The organism is Psychromonas ingrahamii 37 (assembly GCF_000015285.1).
Classification (GTDB): Bacteria; Pseudomonadota; Gammaproteobacteria; order Enterobacterales; family Psychromonadaceae; genus Psychromonas; species Psychromonas ingrahamii.
The window spans coordinates 1,908,814-1,920,855 of record NC_008709.1; the positions used below are offsets into that span (position 1 = coordinate 1,908,814).

11 protein-coding genes and 2 pseudogenes are annotated in these 12,042 nt (G+C 40.1%); 7 read left to right on the plus strand and 6 right to left on the minus strand.

All coding sequences use genetic code 11. The features are described from left to right. Positions 1-122: 122 nt before the first annotated feature. From PING_RS21800 to PING_RS08175, 4 genes and pseudogenes are all read left to right on the plus strand, one after another. A pseudogene (locus tag PING_RS21800) lies at positions 123-473 on the plus strand (transposase domain-containing protein); the annotation flags it as partial. Positions 474-747: 274 nt separating this feature from the next. Next, positions 748-1,026 (plus strand): SEL1-like repeat protein, encoded by a 279-nt coding sequence (locus tag PING_RS08165; protein ID WP_332248883.1) that lies wholly within the window; start codon positions 748-750, stop codon positions 1,024-1,026. 252 nt (positions 1,027-1,278) lie between these two features. Then, on the plus strand, positions 1,279-1,500 hold the full coding sequence (locus tag PING_RS21805) for an SEC-C metal-binding domain-containing protein (protein ID WP_157035438.1): 222 nt from the start codon (positions 1,279-1,281) through the stop codon (positions 1,498-1,500). A 628-nt stretch (positions 1,501-2,128) separates the two neighbouring features. Continuing rightward, positions 2,129-3,961 (plus strand): putative bifunctional diguanylate cyclase/phosphodiesterase, encoded by a 1,833-nt coding sequence (locus PING_RS08175; protein ID WP_011769926.1) that lies wholly within the window; start codon positions 2,129-2,131, stop codon positions 3,959-3,961. Positions 3,962-4,542: 581 nt separating this feature from the next. Here PING_RS08175 and PING_RS08180 read toward each other — a convergent pair. From PING_RS08180 to PING_RS08190, 3 genes are all read right to left on the minus strand, one after another. After that, positions 4,543-4,800, minus strand: a complete 258-nt coding sequence (locus tag PING_RS08180; protein WP_041766225.1) for a hypothetical protein — start codon at positions 4,798-4,800, stop codon at positions 4,543-4,545. Between the two features lie 136 nt (positions 4,801-4,936). Next, entirely contained in the window at positions 4,937-5,356 is a 420-nt protein-coding gene (locus tag PING_RS08185; RefSeq protein WP_011769927.1) for a UPF0158 family protein, read from the minus strand. Positions 5,357-6,041: 685 nt separating this feature from the next. Continuing rightward, a complete protein-coding gene (locus PING_RS08190) occupies positions 6,042-6,824 on the minus strand; it encodes a carbon-nitrogen hydrolase family protein (protein WP_011769928.1) in 783 nt (260 codons plus the stop codon). A 233-nt stretch (positions 6,825-7,057) separates the two neighbouring features. On the opposite strand from PING_RS08190, the gene PING_RS19425 reads away from it, so the two are divergent. Both PING_RS19425 and PING_RS19870 read left to right on the plus strand, forming a co-directional pair. Further along, positions 7,058-7,255, plus strand: coding sequence for an Lrp/AsnC family transcriptional regulator (locus PING_RS19425; RefSeq protein WP_049752954.1), 198 nt, complete (start codon positions 7,058-7,060; stop codon positions 7,253-7,255). Positions 7,256-7,297: 42 nt separating this feature from the next. Beyond that, positions 7,298-7,477, plus strand: a complete 180-nt coding sequence (locus PING_RS19870) for an Lrp/AsnC ligand binding domain-containing protein (RefSeq protein ID WP_083761740.1) — start codon at positions 7,298-7,300, stop codon at positions 7,475-7,477. Between the two features lie 446 nt (positions 7,478-7,923). Here PING_RS19870 and PING_RS08200 read toward each other — a convergent pair whose 3' ends face one another. After that, positions 7,924-9,378, minus strand: coding sequence for a protein adenylyltransferase SelO (locus PING_RS08200; protein ID WP_011769929.1), 1,455 nt, complete (start codon positions 9,376-9,378; stop codon positions 7,924-7,926). Positions 9,379-9,446: 68 nt separating this feature from the next. On the opposite strand from PING_RS08200, the gene PING_RS19430 reads away from it, so the two are divergent. Beyond that, positions 9,447-9,785 carry a DUF6444 domain-containing protein gene (locus PING_RS19430; protein WP_049752955.1) on the plus strand — a complete coding sequence of 113 codons (339 nt, stop codon included), beginning with the start codon at positions 9,447-9,449 and terminating at the stop codon, positions 9,783-9,785. A gap of 948 nt (positions 9,786-10,733) precedes the next feature. Here the strand turns inward: PING_RS19430 and PING_RS08210 are convergent. Together PING_RS08210 and PING_RS21810 are read right to left on the minus strand one after the other, a co-directional pair. Further along, entirely contained in the window at positions 10,734-11,423 is a 690-nt protein-coding gene (locus tag PING_RS08210) for a VIT1/CCC1 transporter family protein (protein ID WP_011769930.1), read from the minus strand. Positions 11,424-11,507: 84 nt separating this feature from the next. Beyond that, positions 11,508-11,579: pseudogene (locus PING_RS21810) on the minus strand (DUF1993 domain-containing protein); the annotation flags it as partial. Positions 11,580-12,042: the final 463 nt, after the last annotated feature.

The following is a 12,042-nucleotide window of genomic DNA, read 5'->3' on the forward strand; positions in this document are numbered from 1 at the left end:
ACAAGATATCGGATTTTTATGCAACTTTCTTCAGCCCTATCTCAATTATCAGCTAATAATTTCACTGAATTTACTGCGCTCAATGAACTAGTAGACCAAGATTTAGCCTCGAACTAGACCAAGATTTAGTCTCGAACGCACTCTCCCAAGCTGGTGTCACCACCATTAGAAAGCGTAAGTTACCGATGGAGAAAATGGTCTGGGCTGTTGTTGGAATGGCACTTTTTCGTAAATACTCGATGCGTCAGTTAGTCAATCAACTTGATATTATTCTTCCTAATGGCGAGCCTTATGTTGCATCAAGTGCAGTAACACAAGCACGGAAGAAACTGGGCTATCAAGCAATTGAATCTATCTCCAATCAAACACAATCATTGTGGCATGAAAAGTCAGAGCACCCAATGTGGTGTGGCCTTTCACTCTTAGGGGGTGATTGCAAAAAAACTGAAGATGAATGTTTATTGTTTTCTTAAAGATTCAACGGGTTGTGTAATTACTCACCCGACATATATTAAACTTAAAAATGATAAAATAGTGAAACGATATCATTGTTTTGAATCAGTTAGAGATGCATCAATTGCATTTCAATTATTAGGTACAAGTGCAATTTATAGTCCCGATGCTCTATATGAAGATGCAATTAGCAATTGGATAACTATTGGTACTATCAATACTAATTATAGACAGAGTGCTATTGCAGACCTGCAGACCTGAAGGGATGCAGCAAGTTATGGTGTAGCTAAAGCGATATCGTTACTGGGGAAAATATACTTGCATGGTCTTTATGATGCCACTGTTGATATTGATGTCGCTTTAAAGTTATTAGAAGAGGCTGCTGAGAAAAATGAACCAGGAGCTATATTTGAATTGGCTCAGTATTATTTAAAGTCTAATAAATTCGAAGATGCATTTGAATATTTGAATATGTCAGCAAGTTTAGGCTCTCCTATGGCTAAGTTTTTACTTGCTAAAAATATAATTGATGGTGTTTTTAAAGATGAAAATAACAATGATGTTGAACAGTAATTAGATGAAGCATGGGATGCAGAGATTCTAGAGGTAGGCTTATACCAAGCAGAACGGCTAACGTTGCTATCAGGAGATCATTTTTGCGAAAAAGTGTTTGTAGCCTATAAGAAACTTCTCAATAAAATAGATTCTGCAAATGAACTCGATGTAGGGTATTTATATGTGATTACGATAAAGAAAACTATAGATTATCTGATAGAACGTAAAGGAGGTGTTGATAAAGCCTATCAATACATTATTAGCACTGAAATGTGTTCAGAGGATAAAAATGTTCAGTATCTAATTAGAATACTTAATGGGAGAGTTGGAATTAAACAAGAGTCTAGAAGAGAATGGTTAGAAAAATCATCTATAAAACCACATGATTTTCCAGTAGTCTCTAATGAATCCAGACTGTTAGTGAAGTTAGGCCGGAATGAACCTTGCCATTGTAGGTCTAGATTAAAGTTTAAAAAGTGTTGTTTAAAGTAGTTATGCAACGAGTAATATTTCTCTGAATGTTGAGAGCTGATAATAGCTAAAATTGAATAGTGTAATTAAGAAGCGCTAGATCTTTAATTTTGAGTTTTAGGAAACCAGATCTAATCATCAGGTCCAAGGTTAAATATTTAACGAATAGCACACAAATTTTTTAGGTTGTTGAGTTGGTTTAGGCTCATTTACAAATTGATTTTTAAGGCGCTATGGGAGCGTTTACACCTTAGAAATTTTACTTTATTAACCTGTTGAATTACCTCATTTACGCGCGCTTTCTCCCAATATCGAACGTAAATGCATCGGAGCTCTGAATATAGTCTCCGATAAAAAACAATATTTGCTCTGCTGCTTTAAGATCAACATCCATTGACGGGTTACTTTTTTGATTTGATGATGAAACAGTTATTTACATAAGAAAAATCACTATTTGCCATAACTGGTATTTTGTGAATGTTGTGAAAATTTTCTATTTAAGGTGTTTTGTTGACCTTTCGTGCGATTGTTGCATTATTTTTTTGATTATTTGTTGTCTTTTTATGGCTCGGTACCAAAATAATGGTTATGCTTAATGGTTATGCTAGTTGCTTAATAGCTAAACGAGATAACGACACAAGGGACTAAAATGAACCGTAATAATCTGAAAAGCAGTCTAGCAGAACTAGTCAACACTGAATTTTCCCTTCAAAATGAAGAAAATAATAAATGGGCAGTAGAGCTGGCCATTGCTAACAGGAAGCTTGCTTTTCAAAATGAAGAGAAGGATAAACGAGCAGCAGAGCTGGATATAGCCAACAAGGAGCTTGCTTTTCAAAACGAAGAGAAGGATAAACGGGCAGCAGAGCTGGTCATTGCTAACAGGAAGCTTGCTTTTCAAAATGAAGAGAAGGATAAACGAGCAGCAGAGCTGGATATTGCCAACAAGGAGAAGGATAAACGGGCAGCAGAGCTTGCCATTGCGAACAAGGAGCTTGCCTTTCAAAACGAAGAGAAGGATAAACGGGCAGCGGAGCTTGCCATTGCCAACAAGGAGCTTGCCTTTCAAAACGAAGAAAAAAGTAAACGTGCAGCAGAGCTTGCCATTGCCAACAAGGAGCTTGCCTTTCAAAACGAAGAAAAAAGTAAACGGGCAGAAGAGCTCAATGACCTCGCCTTCTATGATGCGCTTACCGGCTTGCCCAATAGACGTATTTTGATAGACCGGCTGCATCACGCATTATCGTCCAACGTGCGTCAAGGCTTTGAGAGTGCGGTGATGTTTATTGATTTGGATCATTTCAAGGATATCAACGACACCCTCGGCCATGAAGTGGGTGATTTACTGCTGATACAGATAGCGCAACGCCTGGAGTCCTGTCTACGCAAATGCGATACCGTGGCGCGTCTGGGTGGGGACGAGTTTGTGTTGATTCTGGAAAACCTGGACCAAAAAACCATTGAAGCCGCAGCCAAGGCGAATTTCATTGCTGATAAAATTTTTGCTGCGCTCAACAAACCTTACCAGCTCGATATGCACGAATGCTACAGCACTGTGAGTATCGGTTTGGCCTTTTTCGGCCACGAGGGTAAGACAGCAGAAGGTCTGCTGAAACAAGCCGACATCGCCATGTATCAGGCCAAAAAAGCCGGCGGCAATACAATGAGGTTCTTTAACCAGAAAATGCAGGACATCATTAACGTACGGACAAGCCTCGAACATGAATTGCGTATTGCAGTTGCAAAGTCGCAATTTAATTTGTATTACCAAATTCAAATGGATAGTTCCAACCGAGTATGGGGGGCCGAAGCATTGATCCGTTGGGTGCACCCTGAACGCGGGCTGGTGTCACCTGCCACCTTTATCCCTCTGGCGGAAGAAACCGGATTAATTCTGCCTATTGGGCAATGGGTTATAGAGACGGCTTGTGCGCAGATCAAAATATGGCAGAAAGAGTCGCTGACCCGCGACTTGACACTGTCAGTAAACGTGAGTGCAAAACAATTCCGGCAGACGGATTTCGTGGATCAAGTGCAGTCAGCTGTGCGCCGACATGCTATTTCCGCAAATTTACTCAAGCTGGAATTGACCGAAAGTTTGTTCCAAGAGGACATCAAAGTCACCATTGCCACCATGAACGCATTAAATAATATTGGCATTCAGTTCTCTCTAGACGACTTCGGCACTGGCTATTCGTCCTTACAGTACCTCAAGCAGCTACCGCTCGACCAGATCAAGATAGACCAGTCGTTCGTGCGCGATATTGCGATAGATAGTAATGACAGAGCGATAGTAAAGGCAATCATTGCTATGGCACACATTCTGAAGATAGACGTCATTGCCGAGGGAGTGGAAACGGAAGAGCAACGACAATTACTCTTAGGCAAAGGATGCTCATTCTTCCAAGGGTATTTATTTAGCAAACCGATACCTATTGAGCAGTTTGAAGCGTTAATCCGTAGTGGTTCAGAGTTTAATTGACACCGGATTTTATACAGTGAGGGTACCGGTGTTGGTGGGGCCAAACTAACCATTAAATAGCGATCGCCATGCGAAAGCGAATTAGTTTTCTAAGGCGGTTTGGGGGCGTTAGCGACTCTGCTTTTAGGGCGAAAAGGAGCAGAAACCGCCATAGAGCTTTTGCTCTATTAATTTTTTATACACTCCATTTACGCTCGCTTTCTCCCAATACCGAGTGTAAAAGTCTTTCTACCCTTATATTTCTATTTTGTAAGAGGGTGCATTAACGCCTCACTAAGAGGCTAATAATAGTTGGTTAAAATAAGCGACGAAAGGGAAAAAACCAACTGTTATTTTTTTGACTGATTTTTTAGACGACACCATTACCTTTTCCAAGCATCTGTACCCCAAGATTTGGCTAATTCGTCTCTACAAGCGTGCGCCAGTTTTAGCGCGAGATTTGCTAGGTCTTTTTGCTCATTACTATCATCGAGGGCATTTCGGAATGCGATCATTGCTTTCGCAACTTTGTCTCGTTCGACCATTGCTAGCTCACCCCAATACAGTTCGTTAAATCGTTTTATAGCAATCCTAATTTTTTCCTAGTCTTTAGACGTGGCGATAATAGCGGTTACTTGTGTGGCCTCTGTGTATAAATCTAGTTGCTTTTCTAAATATGGTAATGTGGCTTCGATTCGTCTTGTCGCTGCATTCCGCTCTGCCTCAGCGATTTGCGCCGCTAGTTGTTTTTCCGAAGTATCGAGGTAGGTATATATACCCCAGACAAACACGCCTATTGCCAATATAGGACTAAGTATCTTTAGAGTTACCTCTAACTTACTTCTTTCGTAATCTGACATGGTTTCTCCAGAAGGGAAAAAATTTGGTGTCCTCTAACGTCTGCAACAACGGCACTTAGGATCGATGCTGTTTTTGCTAGCTTTTTGTTTTTGCAAAGACCGCGACAAGACCAAAGCGTCCGATTGCTTGGACTTGTTAAATGTCGGTGCGACACTCGATAGAGTTTTCTTTACACCACTCAGTGATCGCATTTTTTACTGCTGCATTTTCGTAAGAATACCATTTCTCCACGTACTCTAAACTCTGCAACAAAGACTTAAATTTAGAATAAGCTCCATGAGAACGAAACATAGAATATACATTATCAATTTCATCCGGCATCTCTTTAGAAACAAAGCTCAAAACAAGAGGTTTGCCTAACTCTAAATCTCGCTTTGAGGGAATTGATATATATTTACTAACTTTATCTATGTCATCAGGTAATTCTTCATCTACGGCATCTCCAGAATAATAAATCACACCAGTTTCTGAATTCAAATAAGCTGCGTTATCAAATGAATAAGCTGAGGATACAAATTCTATTGCTAATTCAATATCATTTAAATCGACTTGCATACTGCTACCTCTTGACATTTGACAGTGTATTATTTTTCATTGTTACTAACACACATTTTAAAAAATTTTTATTGTTAAAGATTAGACCAGAACAAGCATAAACACAGTTAGATGGCATATAGAATGATTTGTAAGTTAAATCTTTATCTTGAGGAAATGAGGCATTTTCATTTATAGAGATCACTATAAATGCAAGCTACAATAAAATAATTATTTATTTTCAATATGTTAAAGTATTAAGAATGTGGAGTTTGTGCATAAAGTGTTCATGTGATGTGCAAAAAAGTGGCAAGTTATTAGTATTTTCCAGACGAGCATGAGCGTGTCGTGTCAGTTTCATTCAAAAATATTGAAGATAACTTTCGTCTAAAAAGTGTGATGTTAGGGGAGGATATTGTTGAAATTTCTGATAAATAAAATAAATATGTTCTGGATATGAGGCGTGTAGACAAAGAAGATATAAATAAATTAGAAGTAATATTGAAGAAAATGAAGTTTGATAATAGGTTCACCATAGGCCGTGTCTAGCAAGTTAGCTTCCTAGGGCGGAAAGGGGCACATAGCGGCTTATTTTTTTGTTATTTAATCTCAATTTGAACAACCAATATTAGCTTATATGCCAGTTTTTTGGTTGTGGGTATACGTGGTGTGGTTAACAAAAAGACAAAACGCGATCCTATTGGTACTATTGGTATTTAAGCCCTATTTCATGTACATAACAGGGATATTGTTTTTGCTGATTATCAACAAAACCAAAATCTAAATGAAATGAAACTACAGGATTATCAGATGGAGTTTCAGATATAAGTGAACCATCTGGCGAAAAAGCAAACCCTTTGCCACCAAAGATTAATTTATTGCCACACTTTCCTACGCGATTTGCGCTAACAACATAGCAGCCAGAAACAATTGCGGCCATTGCCACTGCTGTTTTCCAACGCTCAAAGCCTTGCTCAGAAGCCCTTGGTATAACAATAAGATGAGCATCTTGGCTTCGATAAGATCTTGCCCATTCATTGAACATCAACTCTGTACACAAAAGAAAACCAACATTTAATTTATCGGTTTTGATTACATCAAAGCCTGTTCGTCCAGTACGGAACCAAGCCGTCTCATAAAACCCAGATTCTTCGGGAAAGTAATGTTTTTGGTGTGCGAATCTATATTCGCCATTTACTAGAGCAAATGCTTCATTAGCCAATTTATTGTCAACTGGAACCGGCCGAGATGAAAGAACAATAGGAATATTAAGCTTTTTCAATGCATCTACACTATAATTGTGCGCTGAAATAGATGCTTCTGCATCTGCTGTATTAAATTCGTTTTCTACAGCAAGCCAACTTCCAAAAGGCATCTCGTTGGTAACTAAAACCTCTGGTTTTTCTGAAATTATTTGTTGTTTCAATTCTTCCCATTTCGTTCCTTCATGCAACAATCCTTCAGGTGACTCAATGTAAGTGATTTTCATCTTATTACTCTCCAAATTTAGATGCTTTGATCAGGCTATGGATAAGCTTCTTGTAATAAAGAAGCAATGCACAAGTGATATTGTAATGTATTGAGCCAGTAATACAGATAGGCAAGTCGCCAGCATTAACCAGGGATTCGTCGTTTATGCTGTTGAATCGACACAGAACCCGACAGATATGTCATACTATCTATTTCCCGTAGTGAGATACATGTTTAGCGCTAAGTGATTCTATGGATAATTTAAATCAAAAAATTCTAGCCTGTCTCAGTGATGACGCTCGGCAATCTAATGCGGAGATAGCAAGAAAGGTAGGACTGTCACGAAGTGCCGTCTCAGAGCGTATTCACAAGATGGAAGATCAGCAGATGATCTTAGGGTATCGCGTTGAGCTTAAATCACCAGAAAGCAAGGTTGCAGCTTATTTTTAATTGTCCTTTGATCAGAGTTGCTGCGATGAGATCTAAGCTCTTATACGGTCTTATTGGGAGATTCGAAGCTTTCATAGTACCTCTGGTGAGGTGGATATGATGATATTTGCAGAAGCAGAGGGAATAGCTGAATTGAACAATCTACGAAACCACCTTGAACAATTACCTAAACTGACTCGAATTATCACTCACTCCGTATTAGAAGAGCGTATTCGGAGATAGTCGTTCTTTTGACAAGAACTAACTTGCAGCCAGCTTGTATCGCAATATATGACTCGTTACAATCTGTATCATAACACTTGTTTTACGTAACGTCTGAAGGCTACCTGCTAAAATGGTAGCCTTTTTTGTATCTATCATTTTTTATGAGTTTTTTAACGGAGAAGGTTGATCGTATTATGCACGCTTTTTCCCGATTCCGAGCGTGGTAGTGTCGAAGTGAAATTGGTCACTGTTTTTTTGTGAGTCGTTAAGGGGGCGAAAGCGAGTTAGGTTTCTAAGTCGCAAAACGTCTCTGCCTTTTATTCTTGAATCTAAATTTACTCAAAACAGACAAAGTGAAAGCGAGTTAGGTTTCTAAGTCGCAAAACGTCTCAGCCTTTTATTCCTGAATCTAAATTTACTCAAGACAGACAAGGTGAAAGCTCTATTTAAAAAATTATTTTTCATTACGTACCACAAAAAGTATGATAACCCTTATCGCCGTCTACAGGAAAATCCTGATAATTTACGGTGGTAGGTATCTCAAAATAAGGCGAACGTAAAACGCTGAGAAAGTCATCTGCTGCAACGGCAGTACCACTGTCTTCACAGGCTTTTAGAACGGCCTCGACGTGATGATTCCTGGGGATAACAAGCGGATTTTTTTCTTTCATCAATAAGCGTGAACACTCAATCGTATCTGCTGATTGCTCCAGGCGCCCCCTCCAGGCAATGTACCAATCCCCGAGGTTTTTCTGTGATTTTTCAGCAGCCACGTCATCATCAAGGGACTGTGTCAACATGCTAAAAGTTTGCGTATAGTCTAATTTCTTTGCCTGCATTACTTCCATTAGCTCTAGAATAAAATCCTGATCGCTCAGCGCAAAATCCGTCATTCCGAGCTTACTACCCAGCATCTTGAAATAACTATTTTGAAAGCGATCAGTAAACGTTTTGAGTAACGGTTCTAAGCTGGCAATAGCCGCGTCTTGCTCACTGTTAATGAGTGGCAACAGGCATTCTGCGAGCCGAGTAATATTCCATAGAGCAATATTGGGCTGATTACCAAAAGCGTATCGACCCTGAGTATCAATTGAGCTATACACGGTCCCTGGGTCATAGGCGCCCATCATTGCGCAGGGCCCAAAGTCAATGGTTTCACCGGAGATAGCGCTGTTGTCCGTGTTCATCACACCATGGATAAAACCAACTCGCATCCACTCGACAATCAAAGTAATTTGCTTTTCCATCACCGCATCAAGAAAATCAAGCTCGAGGTCCTCACCATCGGAACTAATCTCTGGAAAATGACGCTCGACGGTGTAAGCCAATAAAGCTCTCAACGACTCTGTATCTTTTCTGATAGCAAAGTACTGAAACGTTCCTACGCGGATATGGCTTGCAGCAACCCGGGTGACAACAGCTCCCGGTCTGCCTCTTTCTCGATAAACGGTCTCCCCTGTCGCTACCACCGACAAGCAGCGTGATGTGGGCACACCTAAATAGTACATCGCCTCACTCATGATAAATTCACGCAAGGCAGGGCCTAATGCACAACGACCATCACCCTGCCTCGAAAAGGGTGTGGGACCTGAGCCCTTTAACTGGATATCAACGCGATGGTTGCTGCTATCCATTAACTCACCGAGTAGATGTGCACGACCATCACCCAATTGCGGATTGAGCTGGCCAAATTGATGCCCACTGTAAGCTAAAGCAATACTCTCCGCGCCCTCGGGCAACTGATTTCCAGAAAAAATATGGGCTTTTAAATCAGAATCGCTGAGTAAAGCTGCACCCAAGCCCAGGCTTTCAGCGAGCTTATCATTCCAGATCAGTAATTTGGGCTGGGCAACAGGCAGCGGTAAAACACGCTTAAAAAACGCATCACCGAGCTGGGCATAAGTATTAGTAAATTTCATAATTCATCATGTGTCATTGCTGGAAAAAAGAAAAGCCAATCGTTAGGCTGCCAAGGATACACCCTTCTATGCGCACAAGGTTAGATTTATTACTGCTTATCGTTAATTTGCTTTGCCATCGCCTTGGGCTCAACAGTCGCAATAGTAGTAAGCCACCATCAAGTGATCCGAACAGAGAAAAATCACCAAAAAATAACAGTTCAAATAAAACGAGCGGACAAAAAGGTCATAATGGATCAACACTGGAACGTGAGATAGATCCAGATATCACCCATAAATCACCTGTCGATACAACTCTCTCGCCCAAAGGGCATTATAAAAAAGTGGGTTATGAAACACGTCAAGTTGTTGATATTGAATTTCAACGCATTGTCACTCAATATCAGGCTCAAATATTTGAAAATTAATTTGGAAAACGCTTTACCACCCCTTCCCTGATGGTGTTAATAGTCAAATTCAATACGGTAATGGCGTTAAGGCGCATACGGTGTACCTCTCGTAATATCAGTTACTGCCTTATGAACGTATTCGTGAATACTTCACCGACCAATTAGATATCCCCCTGAGCAGTGTCACAAAGGCAGCATGAGCCGTGATGACGTACTGAAATATAAGGACAGCTACAAGGTAGCTGCTTCTTCTTTCTCAAACCAGAGTGCAGGTGGAGCCTGTCTTCTCGACTAACCTTTTAATCACTATGGCCCAAGCTGATAAACTGTTGTGGCTAAGTTAAATTGGCTAGAACCTTAGCTTTCTCGGGCGCAAAGGGGTACAAACCGCCTTATTTTTTATTCTCTAATCTGAATTTCTTAATTAATATTGACATATCCTTGCCATTTACTGACCGTAATGTGTTTTTATATTAATTTTTATTTAAGTAGGGGATGATGTTTCTTTAATATTTTGATTTGAAAGGATAAAAGGTATGGATGTCCTGCCTTTTCTTTTCAGTCCGAGTGCAATGCCTTGTATATGCGATCTTTCTTTTGCGTAATAAGCTCTTTAATTTATTTTAATTCAAGCTCTATTTTCTTGTTACTTTTACTGTTTTTGTAAGACATGATAATCAGTTTGACTGAGAGTAAAAAAACAACGGCCTCTAACAAAATGTCATGTGTGAAATCAGTAAAAAAAAGCAGTAACGAAAAGAATAAAGGTAATGATTAAAATGGAACTTACATCAAATTTTTTATCGTTAGTCATCATCAATTTGAATCAACCAAAGCATACCAATAACTTAATAACAGGAAACACTCGGCTGGCTAAAATAGAATGAACCAAAATAGATATTCATATTTTTCCTTGTTTATTAACTTGTTAACTGCATTGCCAAAAAAGAGCCGTTTGTAAAAGTATTAAACTCTCACTCCAAATATAGTACCGACTGCTGCGGTCAATCCCATTGCAAGTGCGCCCCAAAAAATCACCCTAAAAGCCCCTACTCTAATTGACGCACCACCTGTTTGTGCCGCAAGCCCACCTAGAACAGCAAGAAATGTAAGAGAGAACACTGCAACTGCAAATATTAAGAAGTTTTCAGGAGTTGTCCAGGCAACAAATAAAGGCAGTGCTGCACCGATTGTAAATGCACCCGCTGAACAAATGGCTGCTTGAATCGGTTTTGCACTAGCAGTATCTGAGATACCTATCTCATCTCTAGCATGTGCACCTAGTGCGTCGTGAGCCATTAGCTGCTCAGCTACCTGTTCAGCAAGGAGGGGGTCAAGCCCTCTGTCTTGGTATATTTGAGCTAACTCTACTTTTTCAGAAGAAAAATTGTCTTGTAGTGATTTTTTTTCAAGCGCCAAATCGGCGTTCTCTGTATCAGCTTGAGAACTAACAGACACGTATTCACCAGCAGCCATAGACATCGCACCTGCGACGAGACCAGCCGCACCAGCAATAAGAATGTTTTCTTGGCCAGTGCCAGCTGCAGCTATACCGATGATAAGGCTCGCCGTTGACACAACACCGTCATTTGCCCCTAAAACAGCAGCTCGCAACCAACCAACGCGATGTGACTTATGCTCTTCATCATTACTCATATACTAACCCTCTTTGTTTGCAGCTAATGCCGCGTTCCCCGACTTGTCCAGTGCAACACTTTGTTAGATTAAACATAGGTAAAACTAAGGCTTGTAATGCATGGAACCTAAGTCGTCTTTTTTACCAATTTCTACGCCGTTGTGACGTAAAATTGAGTAAGCGCTAGTAACGTGGAAGTATACATTGGGAAAATAGCATGCTCAATGGCAAACTCTAGGCCAGTAAGATACTTCCCTTCCCAGTGTGGCTGAGTTATTTTTTGTGTCTCTGCTGTCGCAAAGTTTTCGCGGGTAAAGCCAGACAAATAATCCAATACAGCGTGGGTACGCTCTTGTAGCTCAGCAATTATTTTTACAATAGCATGAGAGCACTAGTCGGGTTTTGTTTTGTGATGATGTTGTCGTCTTCGATCACAAACTCACTCCAAGGTTTAACTTTGCTAAAACGCGCGGCGCAAACGATTTCTTCTTCACCGGTAAAACCGGTAAAAAGAGCCGCTTCCTACTTACAATTGATTCCAGTTATAACTAATATATTCAATATTTTTTTATCCTAACTTATAAATAGACTGTTAGGGAATTGTTGAAATTGCTTATGATTGTAGGAACTCTCTCGTTA